This is a genomic window from Bacillus sp. DX4.1 (assembly GCF_030348195.1).
Classification (GTDB): domain Bacteria; phylum Bacillota; class Bacilli; order Bacillales; family Bacillaceae_G; genus Bacillus_A.
Genome location: NZ_JAUCFT010000008.1, coordinates 528,062 through 545,277, shown reverse-complemented (window position 1 = coordinate 545,277; position 17,216 = coordinate 528,062). Strand labels below are relative to the sequence as shown.

Below are 17,216 nucleotides of genomic sequence, written 5' to 3'. Positions count from 1 at the left end.
GTCTTCTTTCTATTGTTAGTGGTTTTACTGTCCGTTAGAGTGAGATAAAGTGAAACTTTTATCAGTGGGGAATTTCTTCATCCCCACTGATAATTAGCCCTCACCAATCGGGCTTTTACGGGCAGTTATCCCACACCTATCTTCTTTGTTTCTCTCTGAATCTTGAGGTGGGGTCTTACTGCCCGCGAATAGCGGGATAAAAATGGATACAATTCGCTGACCAAAGAAAACATTTGAACAGCTGTTGTACTATCTCTATTGTTTTCTCTGCTTGATATTGTTATCCAAATTTTTTATAACAAATAGAAGCCAATTCCCATAATAAAATAAGCAGCTAATAATGTTCCTCCTTCAAACCAGTTCGTATCCCCATCGTTTGAAATCGCAATTGTTAAAAAGACAGCTGTAATCATCGCCACGAGTTCTGGTATTGTAAATACAAGCGGCATTTTCACTGTGAAAAACATCGAAAGTAATACGAGTACAGGAGCAACAAACATAGCAACCTGCAATGTAGAACCAATCGCAATTTCAACTGCAATATTCACCTTATTCTTATAGGCCATAATAATCGCAGAGGCATGTTCAGCAGCATTACCAACAATGGCAACAATGATAACCCCAATAAATAATTCCGACCATCCAAATGATTTCGCAACCGTTTCGAATGTATGAACAAGTGCCTCTGATACATAGGCAACTGCCAGCGTTGCAATTGCTAAAATAAGCAACGCTTTTCCTTTTGACCATTCTGGCTCTTCCTCATGCTCTACCTCATCACTTTTATGCTGATATACGCCGCGATGCGTGACGAGTTTAAAAAACAGTGCCGCTAAATACATGACAATCATAATGATTGAAACCCCAATACTTAATTGGTATGTTTTCTCTATACTCATCTTCATCGAAAAAACTTCCGGAATAACAAATGCTACAACAACTGCAAATATTAGTAAGGCAGAGTTATGCCTTGCATCATAAATATTGAAGCTTTGTCTTTTATACTTGAGTCCTCCTACAAAAAAGGAAAGACCACCAACTAATAACAAGTTCCCAAGAACGGAACCAGTTAATGAAGCAAGTACGACCTCTGTTAATCCTGCTTGCAATGCAAAAATTGAAATAATAAGTTCAACTGCATTCCCAAAGGTTGCATTTAATAACCCACCAATTCTTGGTCCAGACACGATAGATAAACTTTCCGTCGCCCTTCCCATGAAAGCAGCAAGAGCAATAATTGTTATACAATATACGGCAAACATAATAGTCTGTGGCCAATGCAGCGTTTTTCCAAGAATAGAAAGCGGAACCCCAGTAAGTGCAAGTAGTAGAAAAATTTTATTGAACATGTTTTCCATCCTTTCATCGCATCTATTTCTCACCATTATTATCATTATTCTTCTCCTAACTTGTCCCATTTCATCACAATTACGTTTAAAAAATGCAATTGAAGAAAAAAGTATAGAGGATCACAAGAAATTTTAAGCAGTAAAAGTTTCGCAAAAAAATTTCGGATTATAGAGAGGGGTTAAAAAATGTATTTAAAAGAAAAAATTGCGACCATCATTGAGGGACAAAGAACAGGCGTACTAGCTACCGTTCGTGAGAATAAACCACATAGCTCTTTTATGATGTTTTTTCATGAAGATTTTGTATTATACGTAGCAACAGATCGTAAATCCAAAAAGCTATCGGATATTGAGCAAAATCCAAATGTACATGTATTACTCGGAAGAGAAGGGAAAAATTGGGACGAAGATTATATTGAAGTGGAAGGCACCGCTTCTATTGAAGAAGATTCAACATTAAAAAGTAAATTTTGGACTAACAGCTTAAAACGCTGGCTACTTGGAGCTGAAGATCCAAACTATGTACTTATAAAAATTAATCCAAATACAATTTACTACATCGATAGTGCTGGTACGACGGAGCCGGAGTTTTTGCGACTATAATCTTAAAACAAGCCCCTTCAAAAGGGGTTTGTTTTGTCGAAAAGTTCTTTTTCAAAAAAACATAAAAAAGCTGGAACTTTCTAAAGATTCTGTTATATAATAGCATTAACTTAAATAAACTGTATTAAAACAGATTGGGAGGAGAAATAAAAATGATGAAAAGAGAAGAACGGAAGAATATGATTGAGTTTATTGAAAAGAAAAAAGGAATTGAGCGCGACGAACTATTATTCATGACAGATGATGAAGTGGAACATATTTATAATGTAACGTACTTCTTATATGAAGAAATTGCAGAATAGCATATATATAAATACAAATTAAAAAATCGACATAAAACCCTTCTTTTTAGGTGGGAAAGAGCATCCGGCCATGCATAGAAGCGGTCAGGTCCTTTTCCTGCCCCATGCCAAGTGAAAACAAAGAGAGAAAACGAGTGCAGGTCACCTTTTGTTATCCACAGCCGCGGCCATATGTCAAAAAATCAAAATGGATTTATATAGAAAGCCCCCTTGTATGTTTATACAAAGGGGCTTTTACTATTTTCATAGAGAAACTCCAGATTAGTATATTATAAAGTGAAACTTTGATCAGTGGGGTTTTTCTTCATCTCCCACCGAGCTTTGAGGTAGGGGTATTACTGTCTGCGAATAGCGGGATAAAGGTCCTCTATCCCACCTTTAGGCTTGAGAATGATTTTCATGTATAATGATACAAGAATGGAGGAATTTTACTATGAGTTCATGGCTATTATTCGCATTATTATCAGCAATTGCTGCAGCACTTGTATCTATTTTTGGAAAAATCGGTTTAGACGGAATTGATGCCAATGTTGCAACAACCGTCCGTTCCATCATCATGGCACTATTCATGATCGGGGTTATTATGATACAAGGAAAGTTTCAAAATATTGGTGACGTCCTAATGAATAAAAAAGCACTGCTATTTATTACTTTAAGTGGTGTAGCTGGTGCTTCATCCTGGTTATTTTATTTTCTTGCCCTAAAAACAGGAAAGGTTTCACAAGTAGCTCCTGTAGATAAGTTAAGTGTCGTATTGTCTATTATTCTTGCGATGATTATATTAGGAGAAAAATTAAATTTCATGACTGGAATGGGTGTTGTATGTATTACAGCTGGCGTTCTATTTATTGCTTTCAGCTAAAAAAAACCGCTTATATTAGCGGTTTTTTTTGTCTTCTTATGTACAACCATATAATGAACACGAACACTGCCGAAATAATCAATATCCATATCCCATAATGATGAAAACTATATTCAACAAAGCGCCATTTCGCTCCAAGCTTCCAACCAAGCCCAATAAAAACGCTAATCCAAATGAAAGCACCAACGTATGCATATAGACAAAATTTCCAAAATGTTAAATTTGACATGCCAGCAAAGTATGCTGTCAAATGACGAACTCCTGGTATAAAGTATCCAATCATTAATAAAAAAGGACCATATTTTTCAAATAAAACATGTGTTTTTTCAATTTGTTGTTCTGTAATTCGCACCTTTGGACCATACTTTTTCAACACAGGAAATCCAAGTTTCAAGCCAAGTAGGTAACTTAAGGTAATCCCAAGTAGCGCACCAGCCATTCCACTTAGAAGGGCAGCTGAACCTGACATATTCCCTCTCGAAATATTATAACCAACAAATGTGAGTAAGAACTCATCCGGTATCGGAAGACCCACAATACCGCCAGCAAGAGCTATAATAATTCCGAAATATCCATAGTGCGCAATTATTTCACCAATATGTTGTTCCATTCGGGTGACACATCCTATGCACGATTGTTATTCCATATTGTGCCCTCTCTCCCTGTGAAGCAAACATGGTATACGTATTCACTATACATCGTTTTTATATTGAACTCTACTTTTAATCTTTTTTGCTTTATATTAGACTATATTCCGTTTATTCTTTTATATAAGTCCATATTCCGTTTCGGATTTGTAAGAAAAATGAAATTTTACTAGCATGAATTTTTGTTACAATAAAGGGAAGTTACTATCAGTAATGGTTAACTCTCAAGAGAACTGATACAGGTAACCGTAACTATCGCACTTTTACACATAAACCTATTCTTATCCCTTTCATGAAAATTATTTTCAAAATAAAACAGGGGGAAAAACATGACAATGGAAAAACAGTTAATAAAAAAGATATATTATGAAACTTTCTTAATAGACCAGGCTACCAATCAAACTCTTCAAATTCTTGGAGAAGCTTATGTAAATGAAGAAAAGAATGAGCCTTCTAACCTATCTAATATTCGCTTTGCACAAGGAGAATTTTATTATCATCATAAAGACTTTGAAACAGCTATTTTCAAATGGGAGAAAGTAAATAACGGCCTAATGCCATGGGCTCAAAAAAATATAGCAGATGCTCATTTTGAACTTGGCTCGCTTTCAATAGCAGAAGAAATCTATACATCGATTGATGGAAAAGATCAAACCCTTACGATGGAGGTTTTCTTACAACTCCTCTCTCTTTACATTGAGCAAAATCGATTAGAACTCGCTTTCAAAATCATTAAAGAAGCTGTTTCACTGCAACCAGACTATCCAAACATTACAGCAATCGCTCGTGCTTTTTATGAAAAACAACAGGATTGGAACAATGCCATTGAGCTCGCTGTTCAGGAAGGGATTCGAACGGAAACATTACAGTGGTTTAAAATTCTAACAAACTATGTTGATCAAGGATTTACGAAAACAATTGAACCTAAATACTTTTATGAAGCACTAAAAGTGTTATATACGATTGATAAAATTCAATTTAAACAACTCGTCTCATCACTTTGGAATAGTTATAAGGCAGAACCAAACTATTTAGTATGGCTCAAAACAATTAATCATCTATTTTTACATATCGAAGTAGATTCCTATGATGCATGGGATGAAATTTCAGCTCTTTATCAAGACACCTACTGTGAATTAATTGCAGAACAGTACTTGATGAAGGATTTACAGGATCTTATTCCAGACTTGTTAACAAATTGGTTTAGCTTAACGAAGCCAGATCATTCTTTATTTGTGTCTGCAGTAGCATTAGCTTGGAATGAGATTTCACCTTCCAGTATAGATACATTAATCGTAAAAAGCGCTGAAGTTCTCCTTTCCAGCTCAAATTATCACACAGATGACCTAGAAAATGTTGCAATACTTTTTGAATCTATTATAGGCTGGGCCGAAAAGAATGACGTTGAATTGGACACTCCTTTCACACGACTCGTTCGTGAACTTTCCGATGTAAAAGTACAGCACCTGATTGTAACTGGGGGGAGTGGGAATGGTAAGTCATCCTTTATTAACTCTATATTAGGAGAAAATATATTAAGCGACTCACTTTCTACCACTATTGTTTTTAAAGATAATACCCATACAGAAATTACTGAATTCACGGATACAGAGATAAGAAAGACTTCAAATTCCAATGATTTCTATGAAATGATGGCTATACCTCAAAAAGCAGAATTGGAGAAGAGATGCATTGAGTTTAAACTACCGTGTAGATTTTTAAGTAAAAATAAATTGTCATTCATGGTTATGCCAAGTCTTCATGACAATAACGATAAAGAAAATACAACATTTGAATATTTACATGCGGCTGATAGTCTATTATATGTACTAAGTGCCTCTTCAACTTTAACTGATGAAGAACTTGATACACTACTACACATGCGAGAACAGGTACCCGATCTACAAGTTAATTTTATTTTAAATAAGATCGATACTATTTTTAGCGATGAAGCAGCAAGTAGAATAGTAAATGAAACAGAGACTACTGTCCGTACACACTTTCCGAATGCACGAGTATTTCCTTATTCTTCTTTATATGAAAGTAGTCAACAACTAAGTGATTTGACTGAATGTATCACCTCTAACTTCAGTTATAGAGATATAAAGAAAGAACGTATGGAAAAACTATTATGGTTTATGCAAAAAACAATTAAGCATCTTTTAGATAAACGAGTGGAACTAGAAAATCTCTTAGGAAAATCCATCCGTTGGAATAAACATATTTTAGTGAAGCTAAATGGTTTTATCAATAACCTTACTGCTATCGAAAAAGATAAGGTTCGTGTCATCTCAGAATCTTATCGTATAACGAAAGAAGAAATTGTACATAATCTAACAGAACAAATTCCTGAGCTATTGCAAAGTTGCTCCGATTTAATTCATGAAGAGAGCGACTTTAAACAAATTCACGCAGAAGTAAATACAGCAATGAATGAAAGAATTCAGAAGCACTTACAGCAAGTGATATTACCTAAGTTTACTCATTCTATTCAAGAGTGGATTGAATCGACTCATAATGAATTTATTCATAGTCAATCTTACTTAGATGAGATGAGCGAAACATTTAATACTTTATACGAAGAAGAGCGTATTAGTTTACCATGCGACTTCCAATTACTTGATGATTGGCGCCGCGATGTTACTAGAATGACAAACCGAATAAAGATTGATGAAGTAAATATTTTACTTCGATTTACACCGACACAATTTTTACTTAAAAGTGCTGGAAAGTTATTCGGGAATATGCACACAAATCAAGCAATGCTCTATAAAAAATACAAACACTATATAGAAACGGAAGACTATACAGATGTAACAACTACCATTACAAAACAGTTTTTCTTACAATTTGAATTATTTGAGAGTGCATTAGAACGTGATATTATGATATTCTTTAAAAATCCTCTTAGTATATTAAAACAGACCGTAGAAGAAACACATCTCGAAATACACGAGGATGAAAATGCGTTAACGAAACTAAAAACAAACCCAGAAATTTATCATGACCCTTTAACACTTTTTGAATTACAACTACTACAATATAAATTTATGCTGAATATAAATACAAAAAGAAACGGTGCGGCTTCCCCTTCAAAAGTAGAAATTGATGAGGCACCAACCATTTAAATATAAGAAAAAAACCAAGCAACTCGTAACAACTGCTTGGTTTTTTTCTTATATTCTAATTTACAATTTTCATATGATCAAATGGATAATAGATCGCTGTTAATGTTCCAAGCACTTCTTTTTTTTGAATAAGACCTAAACCGTTACGGCTATCTCTGCTCACTAAGCGATTATCCCCCATAACAAAAATTTTATTTTTCGGTATTGTAATAGGTCCAAAATCTTCTGTTAAGTTAATAAGGAGCTGTTTTGCATGTTTTTTATTTTTGTCTAAGTAAGGTTCATTTTGCAATTGATGATTTACATATAATTGATCATTTTTCATCTCAATTACATCTCCTGGCAGTCCAACAATTCTCTTCACATAAAAATTATCAGTCTTCACAACAATAATATCTTTACGCTCATAACTTTCAAGTCGTTTTGCTAGCTTATTAATAATTACTTTATCCCCGTCTCGCAATGTCGGTCCCATAGATGCCCCTTGTACAGTTGTCGGAAAAAACACAAATATCTTCACTAAAAAGGCGAGCACACATGCAACAGCAAGTATTTCAAAGAATTCACGAAAACGGCTCTTCTTCTTCTCCATCCATTTCCCCTTTCTCCCTCATTTCTCAATTATAAAGCCTTTCTGTAAATAAATTCTATATTATCTGTGAGTTTTCCACTTAATTTACCTAAAAAAAAAGACCCACTGATTATTAGCCTTCACCAATCGAGCTTTTACGGGCAGTTATCCTTTTTTCAAATTCCAACATATATAATACACATCTGTGCACTAACATATGTCAACCAAATCCAAAGCGGATCATACTTCACTTTACGCCCACCAATATCCGTTACACCGATAATAAAATCAGAAATGACAAATAGAAATCCACCAAGTGCTGGTATCCACCACATTCCATTATTTGCGTAGAATAACGCAAATGCCACACATGCCATTCCACCAACCCACAAACCATAAACAAGTGCACCAATCGTAAACAGTTTATCTTTTTTTGTATTGCGGATAAAAAAGAACCAGCCAATGATTAAAAATAAGCCGTACGCTACTATTCCAATCCAAAATCCTGTCCATGAAATGCCCGTTTGTAAAAATGCCGTCACATAAAAGCAGTGTGCAATTGCAAAAGTGACCATACCGCCAATTAGCCGATGTCCAAACGGAATGAGCCCTGCCATAAATAAATCCCCAAGCGTGGATAACGTCATGCCGATCGCCACCCATTGACGATATTCTACAGCTGGATCTTGCAACCACATCCATACTGCACCACCTGTTAAAGAAAAACTAAGAATTAACCGAATAGGTAAAGGCAACGACTCATTTTTCAGTGTTTGTTTTGTCTGCCACATTGCATATATGGCACCAAAAACAAATAAGATTGTTTGCCCAATTAATAATATGTATAGTGTGTTCATACAAATTTCTCCCCAATGAATGTATAGTTCTTATTTTTTTTCGTGATACAGCTCATCTTTTCCTGTTTATCTTATAAAATTTCTAAAGAGGATGTTCAAAAAGTCCGGTAAAGATAGCTGTCCTATTTCTTCGTTACGTCGCCACTCCGGTACTCATGTAGTTCCATCTACACTCCGTATCCTCCTGGCTTCCGCGCCTCGAACTACTCGGCTCTCTTTATCCTCCTTTTTGAACACGTACTAAAATAAAAAGAAGAACGCAATCGTTCTCCTTTTTACACTACTTGTTTCTCCTGCTCTTTTTGCTTCGCCGCAGGGGTTCTGTTTACAACAATAATGCCAGCTGCTACACATGCTAAACCAACTAAAACGAATGAGTGAATTGCTTCTCCTAAAATCATGCTGGATAATAACACACCGAATACTGGAATAAAGAACATGTACATCGATACTTTTCCGACTTTATTATATTTCATAATCGTATTCCATATACAAAAGCCTGCCGCTGATAAGAAGGATAAATATAACAACATAAGTAGCGCTTTCGTACTAAACACAAATGGCATAAATCCAACTTGGAAAATACCAATACATAATAGCCCAAATGACCCAAAGATCATTTGGTAGGCTGTCATATAGCCAACATCTAACGTTTTACTTCCTTCTTTTGCTAATATATTTCCGTATGAATACATCATCGCTGCACCAAGAAGTAGTAACTCCCCGATTCCAAAATGAAATTCCATCTGTCCGCTTGGAATATTTACAAGAATCACACCACAGAAGCCAATCGAAACGCCAATAATTTTCCTCATATTTAACGCATCATCTTTATACAAAAAATGTGCCATTAAAATTTGAAAAAAGGATGACGTGCCTGAAATAACAGCACCTTCGATTCCCGAACTATAACTCAGGCCAATATAAAAACATACATATTGTAGAAACGTTTGAAACAAACCGATTTGCACCAGTTGCTTCGTCGTTTCTTTTTTAAAGTACATATTTTTTCCTAACGCTTTAAAAAAGAATAAGAGCATCACACCTGATAAGAAAAAACGATAACCAGCAAATAATATTTGCTCTCCTACTTCATGAGGCTGAATTCCAAGTTCAGTATAACTTAATTTAATAAACGGAAATGCACTGCCCCAGAGAAATGTCGCTGCTAATGCAGCAATAAATACACCAATCGGATGGGTAAAAAATCTTTCTGTCTTCACTTGTTGTCTTCCTTTCCGACCTTTTTATGAACAATACTCATATATACCAAAGGAAAACTAAAAAGACAAGTTTTTCAATTTTTCATCTAAGCAAAAACATATCATGAAGTAGGAACATATGCTATAATATAGAATAATTATAAAGTAAATAATTTCACAAATTTTTGTGTTTATTCAGAAATGCTGCTATCCATATGGATGGCAGCTTTCGTCGTTTTATAGGGGTTTCGATTTTGATTCTTTTTCTCAATAAGAATGTGAAAGGAGCGGGAAACAATGAATTCAGAAGTAAAAACATTGCCAACAAAAAAGAACATGCCTAGTTCTTCTTGGATGCAAACATTACAAAAACATTATGAACTTATTTTCGCGATTATATCAGGTATTTTTATTTTAGCTGGTTGGTTATTAACAAAAAGTGAGGCGCAAATCGCTGGGATTGTTTTATATATCCTTGCATATATAATCGGAGGCTACGCAAAAGCCAAAGAAGGCATTGAAGATACAATCGAAGAAAAAGAATTAAACGTTGAAATGTTAATGCTCTTTGCAGCAATCGGTGCCGCTATTATTGGCTACTGGGCAGAGGGTGCCATCCTAATATTTATCTTTGCATTAAGCGGTGCAATGGAATCTTATACATTAAACAAAAGCCAAAAAGAAATTTCTGCACTGCTTGATTTACAACCCGAAGAAGCTTTATGTATTTCACATGGAAAAGAAGAACGTATTCCAGTAAGTCAATTACAAATTGAAGACATCATCTTAATCAAACCAGGTGAACGTGTCCCGGCTGACGGTATCATTCACAATGGCGAAACGAATATTGATGAAGCAGCAATTACAGGGGAACCAATCCCGAATGAGAAAAAATTTGGTGATGAAGTATTTGCTGGAACTGTGAATTTACGCGGTGCTATTGAAGTTAAAATTACAAAGCGAAGCGATCAAACGTTGTTCCAAAAAATTATTCGTCTCGTTCAAAATGCTCAAAGTGAAAAGTCACCATCGCAGCTTTTTATTGAAAAATTTGAAGGTACGTATGTAAAAGCTGTACTCATCATCGTTGCTCTTATGATGTTCGTTCCTCATTTTTTACTAGATTGGAACTGGAATGAAACATTTTACCGCGCTATGATTTTACTCGTTGTCGCATCTCCTTGTGCGCTCGTTGCATCGATTACACCAGCAACACTATCTGCTATTTCTAACGGGGCACGGAGCGGCATTTTATTTAAAGGCGGCATTCACCTTGAGCGACTCGCCTCTGTAAAAGCAATTGCTTTTGATAAAACAGGCACATTAACACAAGGAAAACCAGCTGTAACAGACGTATATGTACGTGAGGAAATATCCGAGAAAGAAGTATTGCATATTACAGCTTCTATTGAGAGTCATTCAACACATCCGCTTGCAGAATCAATCGTCAAATATGCCAAACATGCGTATGACATTACAGTAACAAAACCAGAAAAAGTAGAGGATGTAACTGGATTTGGCTTAAAAGGTGTATTGGACAATAAAGCCTATAAAATCGGAAAGGCAGATTTTATGGGCGAAGAAGCAAAAATATTTCATAATGGTATCGCGACTACACTTGAGCAAGAAGGAAAAACAGTCGTATATATTGGCGATGAAGAAGGGATTCTTGGTCTTATCGCCTTAAAAGATACCCTGCGCCAAGAAACCATTGTCGCAATTCGCGATTTACAGAGTCTCGGTGTAGAAGCAATTATGATTACTGGTGATAATGAACAAACAGCTAAAGCAATCGCAACTGAAAGTAACATAAAAGAATATTATGCATCATGCTTACCAGAAATGAAAGTAGAAACGATTAAACAATTAAAAGAGAAATACGGTACGGTAGCAATGGTTGGTGACGGTATTAACGATGCTCCTGCCCTCGCTACAGCAAGTATTGGTGTTGCCATGGGAGAAGGAACAGACGTAGCCTTAGAAACAGCAGATGTTGTTCTTATGAAAAATGAACTCTCTCGCCTTGCTCAGGCCATTCGTTTATCTAAACGAATGAACCGTATTGTAAAACAAAACGTTATCTTTTCATTAACAGTAATCGCGATGCTAATTTGCTCAAACTTCCTACAATTTTTAGCTCTGCCATTTGGCGTTATCGGTCATGAAGGAAGTACAATTCTTGTTATTTTAAATGGCTTACGATTACTAAAAGGAAATAATTAAACGGGCTCCCATTGGGAACCCGTTTTTTTAATGGTAGCTATTATGACCATTCGCACTGCTGCTCGTTTTATGTTTCGGCTGTGAGCTACTTTTTTGTTTACGTTGGTTTTTATCATTATGATTTTTTTTATTATTACTCATTTTTATTCCCCTCCTGTTCCTTTTTATTATGGAACAGAATCTTATTTTTCATTACGGGAATTATTGTCACTCGTTCGGTAAAAATTCAGTAATGCATTAATTTCCCCACCAAGTAAAATGACCCAAGCTGTTAAGTAAAACCATAACATTAAAATGATAATACCACCAAGACCACCGTATGTATTAGCATAATGTGCAAATTTATCTACGTAATATGCAAATGAGTACGATACCACAATCCATCCAACCGTTGCAAATAACGCTCCCGAAACAACCTCTCTCCTCTTCAGCTTTCGATCGGGTGCAAATGTATATAGAAAGCTAAATAAAGCAAATAACACTAAAAAGCTGGCTACTAACCGCGTAATACTCCACACAATAGAAAAGCTCTCGGATAAACCAAGCGCTTTAAAAACTGCCGCCCCAATTACTTGGCCAAACACAGGAACAATTAACGCAAAGACAATCATAAAAATCATTGCTAACGTAAATACGATAGACAAAGCCCTCGTCGCAATAAAAGAACGTGTTTCTTTCACATCATAGGCACGGTTAAATGCATTCATAACTGCATTTACCCCATTCGAAGCAAACCATAGCATTGATAATAAACCAAAGGATAATAAACCACCGTTTTGTTCATTTACAACTTTATCGACATTCACTTCAATTAAGTTCATTGCATCGTCAGGTATATAAGCTTCTAACAACACTAGTACATCCTCTGTTTTGATGGGAATATATCCAAGAAGCGTAATTAAAAAGACAAGTCCAGGAAAAATAGCAAGCAAGAAGAAATAAGCGAGCTGTGCTGCTAAACCCGCCACATCATCTTGCATCGTTCGGTAATACAAATCTTTTCCGAATGAATACACACGATTTCCCCTTGCTTTTTCTAAGAATTTTTTCATATATCTCTAAACGCTTTTCTTCTCTTCTTTATCCTGTTTTAGCTCAATGAACGCTTCAGTTTTTTTTCGCACTGTACCAGGATCTACTTCTGTTTCGTCTTCAGACTCTTCTTTTACTGGAGCAATGGCTTGAATTTCGATTGTTTCTGGTTTTTCCGCTGGCTCTACTTTCTTTTTACTGAAAATTTCTTTCGTTTCTTTTAATGTTCCAACAACAGCCGGTGTTAATTTCTTAATTTCCGCTACCTTTGCCTTTACTACATTGAAATCTGCAAGTTCGCGTCCTTTATCTGTAACAGTCTGCACTTTTTCTTTTATCTTTGCATTTTCGCCAATTTCGATCATTTTTGTTTTTGCTTTTCCTGCTGTATTTTTAACTTTGTCACGGTTTTCTTTCTTTAACATAGAAACAGCCACACCTGCTGCCACACCGATTGCAATGTTACGCGCTATATTATTTTTCTTTGCCATATTCCTTCACCCTTTCGTCTATTGTGTTAGAAAAGATGTTCAAAAAGTCCGGTAAAGATAGCTGTCGCATTTCTTCATTACTTCGCCACTCATGTAGTTCAATCTACACTCCGTATCCTCCTAGCTTCCGCAACTCGAACTACTTGGCTCCCTTTATCCTTCTTTTTGAACAAGCACTAGAAAGCATTTCTTTCTAAACTCACTCATATTCCTTGCTCATTACAAATGAATGTCAACAACTTTGTACACCCTTCTGTTACAAGGTTATATACTTCTTGAAAGTTCCCTGTAAAATAAGGATCAGGAACATCCGTCCAGTCACCGTCTGGAACGAAATCGGACAGTCTCCCAATATAGCTTCCTCCTTGACCTAAACTTTCTAAATCCGCTATATTCTTGTTGTCCATGGCAATCACATAATCAAACTTTGTTAAGTCTTCTTTTTCTACTTGACGTGCTTTAATTCCTTCAAAAGAGACTTCATTTTCTTTTAAAATTTTTTGTGTTCCCTCATGAGGTGGATGACCGATATGCCAATCTCCTGTTCCAGCTGAATCAATATGAATTTTATCTTCTAATCCCTCTCGCTTCACAAGATCACGAAAAATCGCTTCTGCCATTGGAGAACGACAAATGTTTCCAAGACAAACAAATAATACTTGAACCATATTTGTTTCTTCCCTTCGTGTACATTTCTTATATATACATATAGTATAAACAACCAAATATTAATTATAAAGGAAATCCCTACTAATTGAATATGATTGAAAAGTTTCATTAACGAAAATGATAAAAAATGTTAAGATAGCCTTATGTTATTCTAAAGGGGGACACATCCGTGGATTTATCCGTAAAGTCGCAAGCAAACGTTGAATATATGGTAGAAGCAATTAAAGAAAAATTACGCATGGTAAACGCTGGTGCAATGCGAGCTACTAGCTTTAATGAAGAAATGTACGAAGATTTACGAGACATCTTTGAACATGTGATGAAGCGTGAAACATTTAGCATTAGCGAAATGCAGGCTATTACAGAAGAATTAGGTACATTAATCAAAAAATAATGAAAAGCCCTCTATATGGGGCTTTTTTCATTTTCAACAAATTCATGACAAATCTTCCGTTTTCTTCTTTCTATTTTTAAATACGATACAATACAAATAGAACCTCACCATAGACCTCACATCCCGATACTTACTACACATAAGTAACTGCCACACTACCATTGCCAACTGTATTTACTGGAGGTGCTTAAATATGAGCAATTGGTACAGTAAGACGAAAGATCAAACAATACGAGAACTTGAAACAAATGAACAACGTGGTTTGACAGAAGAAATTGTCTCAAGTCGTTTAAAAAAGTATGGACGAAATGAACTAACAACGAAGCAAAAACGAACATTATGGCAACGTATTTTCGCCCAAGTTAATGACGTTCTCGTCTATGTTCTTTTGATTGCCGCCCTCATTTCTGCCTTTGTAGGTGAATGGGCCGATGCTAGTATTATCGCTCTTGTTGTTATCTTAAATGCTGTAATCGGTGTCATTCAAGAATCGAAAGCCGAACAAGCTTTAGAAGCATTAAAAAAGATGGCCACACCAAAGGCAATTGTAAAACGAGATGGTGAATTAAAAGAAATCCCATCAGAAGATGTTGTCCCTGGTGATATTGTTATGCTTGATGCTGGACGTTATATCCCTTGTGACTTACGTCTCATCGAAACAGCGAACTTAAAAATTGAAGAGTCTGCTTTAACAGGTGAATCCGTTCCTGTTGATAAAGATTCACTGTATCATCCGTCTTTTCAAAATGAAGAGCAGATACCACTAGGCGATCAAAAAAACATGGCATTTATGTCAACGCTCGTTACATATGGGCGCGGTGTTGGCGTAGCTGTTGAAACCGGAATGAAATTACAAATCGGTAAAATCGCGACGCTCTTACATGACGCAGAAGATGATGCAACACCTCTTCAAAAAAGTTTAGCACAAGTCGGAAAGTATTTAGGTCTTGTCGCTGTTGGTATTTGTATCATTATGTTCTTCATTGGATTTTTCCAAGGCCGGGACACATTAGAAATGTTTATGACCGCTATTAGTTTAGCAGTTGCAGCTATTCCAGAAGGATTACCAGCTATCGTATCTATCGTTCTAGCGATTGGTGTGCAACGTATGATTAAACAAAACGTCATCATTCGTAAGCTTCCAGCCGTCGAAGCACTTGGATCTGTTACAATTATCTGTTCAGATAAAACTGGTACATTAACACAAAATAAAATGACAGTTACCCACTTTTATGGGGATGGTACATACGATAAGTTAGAACAATTAAACATAAATAATAATGTGCACCGCTTATTATTAGAAAACATGATTTTATGTAACGACGCTTCTTATACGGCAGAATCACAAACCGGTGATCCAACAGAAATTGCTCTTCTTGTTGCGGGAACTGCCTTTCATCTTCAAAAGGATGCACTCGAATTTGAACATAGACGTGTTAATGAATTACCGTTTGACTCTGATCGCAAAATGATGTCGACACTGCATCAATACAATCAAAACTGCTACAGCATGACAAAAGGAGCAATTGATAAACTTTTACCACGTTGTAGTCATATTTTTATCAATGATACGATTCAACCATTAACTGAAGAAGATAAACAACAAATATTACAAGCTGCTCATACTATGTCTCAAGAAGCCCTACGAGTGCTATCATTTGCTTTCAAAAAGTATGATACACAAAACATCACCCTTGATCACATCGAAGAAAATCTTGTTTTTATTGGACTTGTTGGTATGATTGATCCGCCTCGAACAGAGGTACAAGCATCAATTACAGAGTGTAAAAAAGCAGGGATTCGCACGGTTATGATTACAGGAGACCATAAAGACACTGCCTTTGCCATTGCAAAAGAACTCGGCATTGCTGAAAAAAAATCAGAAGTGATGATTGGAACAGAATTAGATCGTATTTCAGATGAAAAACTAGCAAACGAAATTAATCATTTAAACGTCTTTGCTCGCGTTTCTCCTGAGCATAAAGTGAAAATTGTAAAGGCATTGCGTACAAAAGGAAATATTGTTTCGATGACAGGGGATGGTGTAAACGATGCCCCCTCTTTAAAACAAGCAGATATTGGCGTTGCCATGGGGATTACAGGAACGGATGTTGCCAAGGGTGCAGCTGATATGGTTCTAACAGATGATAACTTCTCCTCCATTGTAAAAGCTGTCGAGGAAGGACGAAATATTTATCGCAACATTAAAAAGTCGATCCTTTTCTTACTCTCTTGTAACCTTGGAGAAATCATTGCGCTATTTTTAGCCATTTTACTCGGCTGGGCTACACCGCTTCGCCCGATTCACATTTTATGGGTCAATTTAATTACAGATACACTGCCTGCATTATCGCTTGGCGTTGATCGAGAAGATCCTGACGTAATGAAAGAAAAGCCTCGTCGTACAAATGAAAGCTTATTTAGCGGCAGCATTCCTTTTCTTGTTCTAAACGGAATCTTAATTGGACTTATTACATTAACAGCCTTTATCGTTGGGGCAAAATTGTATACAGGGGATACGGATATCTTCCCGCTCTTTCCATCTCAAATTGATGATGATGCTTTACTACATGCCCAAACGATGGCGTTTGTCGTACTAAGTTTTTCGCAACTCGTTCACTCATTTAACTTACGCTCAACTACAAAATCAATCTTTTCAATTGGATTATTTACAAATAAATATTTGGTCTTTTCTTTCCTTATCGGTGTACTGATGCAAATTTGTATCATTTCTATTCCAGCGCTTGCCAATATATTTGGGGTACACGCCTTAACCGGAGAAGATTGGATTTTTGTGGCATTGCTTAGTATCATTCCACTTGTTGTAAACGAAATTGTAAAAGTCTTTAAGAAAAATTAAAAGGCAATGAGGATTCTCCTCATTGC

15 protein-coding genes are annotated in these 17,216 nt (G+C 36.0%); 7 read left to right on the top strand and 8 right to left on the bottom strand.

Going from position 1 to position 17,216, the window contains the following annotated elements:
• Window positions 1–293 precede the first annotated feature (293 nt).
• On the bottom strand, window positions 294–1,349 hold the full coding sequence (gene cax, locus QUF99_RS06095; RefSeq protein WP_289369054.1) for a calcium/proton exchanger: 1,056 nt from the start codon (window positions 1,347–1,349) through the stop codon (window positions 294–296).
• 186 nt (window positions 1,350–1,535) lie between these two features.
• On the opposite strand from cax, the gene QUF99_RS06090 reads away from it, so the two are divergent.
• The 3 genes from QUF99_RS06090 (at window position 1,536) to QUF99_RS06080 (ending at window position 3,116) form a co-directional block, all read left to right on the top strand.
• Entirely contained in the window at window positions 1,536–1,952 is a 417-nt protein-coding gene (locus tag QUF99_RS06090; RefSeq protein ID WP_289369053.1) for a pyridoxamine 5'-phosphate oxidase family protein, read from the top strand.
• Window positions 1,953–2,107: 155 nt separating this feature from the next.
• Window positions 2,108–2,254, top strand: a complete 147-nt coding sequence (locus QUF99_RS06085) for a BH0509 family protein (protein ID WP_000817786.1) — start codon at window positions 2,108–2,110, stop codon at window positions 2,252–2,254.
• Window positions 2,255–2,687: 433 nt separating this feature from the next.
• A complete protein-coding gene (locus QUF99_RS06080) occupies window positions 2,688–3,116 on the top strand; it encodes an EamA family transporter (protein ID WP_289369052.1) in 429 nt (142 codons plus the stop codon).
• A 10-nt stretch (window positions 3,117–3,126) separates the two neighbouring features.
• Here the strand turns inward: QUF99_RS06080 and QUF99_RS06075 are convergent, their stop codons facing one another.
• Complete coding sequence (locus QUF99_RS06075) at window positions 3,127–3,726, bottom strand: DedA family protein (RefSeq protein ID WP_289369051.1); 600 nt, start codon at window positions 3,724–3,726, stop codon at window positions 3,127–3,129.
• Between the two features lie 366 nt (window positions 3,727–4,092).
• On the opposite strand from QUF99_RS06075, the gene QUF99_RS06070 reads away from it, so the two are divergent.
• A complete protein-coding gene (locus QUF99_RS06070) occupies window positions 4,093–6,891 on the top strand; it encodes a dynamin family protein (RefSeq protein ID WP_289369050.1) in 2,799 nt (932 codons plus the stop codon).
• A gap of 55 nt (window positions 6,892–6,946) precedes the next feature.
• Here QUF99_RS06070 and lepB read toward each other — a convergent pair whose 3' ends face one another.
• The 3 genes from lepB to QUF99_RS06055 all read right to left on the bottom strand — a co-directional run bounded on the left by lepB (window position 6,947) and on the right by QUF99_RS06055 (window position 9,542).
• Window positions 6,947–7,483 (bottom strand): signal peptidase I, encoded by a 537-nt coding sequence (gene lepB, locus QUF99_RS06065; protein WP_289369049.1) that lies wholly within the window; start codon window positions 7,481–7,483, stop codon window positions 6,947–6,949.
• Between the two features lie 155 nt (window positions 7,484–7,638).
• The gene (locus tag QUF99_RS06060) at window positions 7,639–8,319 is read right to left on the bottom strand and encodes a lysoplasmalogenase (protein ID WP_289369048.1); all 681 of its coding nucleotides are present in this window, start codon (window positions 8,317–8,319) and stop codon (window positions 7,639–7,641) included.
• Between the two features lie 275 nt (window positions 8,320–8,594).
• Complete coding sequence (locus QUF99_RS06055) at window positions 8,595–9,542, bottom strand: DMT family transporter (protein ID WP_289369047.1); 948 nt, start codon at window positions 9,540–9,542, stop codon at window positions 8,595–8,597.
• A 276-nt stretch (window positions 9,543–9,818) separates the two neighbouring features.
• Here QUF99_RS06055 and QUF99_RS06050 point away from each other — a divergent pair, with 276 nt between their 5' ends.
• Window positions 9,819–11,744, top strand: coding sequence for a heavy metal translocating P-type ATPase (locus QUF99_RS06050; protein WP_289369046.1), 1,926 nt, complete (start codon window positions 9,819–9,821; stop codon window positions 11,742–11,744).
• A gap of 182 nt (window positions 11,745–11,926) precedes the next feature.
• Here QUF99_RS06050 and QUF99_RS06045 read toward each other — a convergent pair whose 3' ends face one another.
• The 3 genes from QUF99_RS06045 to QUF99_RS06035 form a co-directional block, all read right to left on the bottom strand.
• Entirely contained in the window at window positions 11,927–12,796 is an 870-nt protein-coding gene (locus QUF99_RS06045; RefSeq protein ID WP_289369045.1) for a YihY/virulence factor BrkB family protein, read from the bottom strand.
• Between the two features lie 6 nt (window positions 12,797–12,802).
• Window positions 12,803–13,267 (bottom strand): DUF4075 domain-containing protein, encoded by a 465-nt coding sequence (locus tag QUF99_RS06040; RefSeq protein ID WP_289369044.1) that lies wholly within the window; start codon window positions 13,265–13,267, stop codon window positions 12,803–12,805.
• Window positions 13,268–13,470: 203 nt separating this feature from the next.
• A complete protein-coding gene (locus QUF99_RS06035) occupies window positions 13,471–13,935 on the bottom strand; it encodes a low molecular weight protein-tyrosine-phosphatase (protein WP_289369043.1) in 465 nt (154 codons plus the stop codon).
• A gap of 170 nt (window positions 13,936–14,105) precedes the next feature.
• Between QUF99_RS06035 and QUF99_RS06030 the strand changes: the two genes are divergently transcribed.
• Window positions 14,106–14,330 carry a DUF1128 domain-containing protein gene (locus QUF99_RS06030; protein ID WP_289369042.1) on the top strand — a complete coding sequence of 75 codons (225 nt, stop codon included), beginning with the start codon at window positions 14,106–14,108 and terminating at the stop codon, window positions 14,328–14,330.
• Window positions 14,331–14,523: 193 nt separating this feature from the next.
• Window positions 14,524–17,190, top strand: coding sequence for a cation-translocating P-type ATPase (locus QUF99_RS06025; protein WP_289369041.1), 2,667 nt, complete (start codon window positions 14,524–14,526; stop codon window positions 17,188–17,190).
• Window positions 17,191–17,216 lie beyond the last annotated feature (26 nt).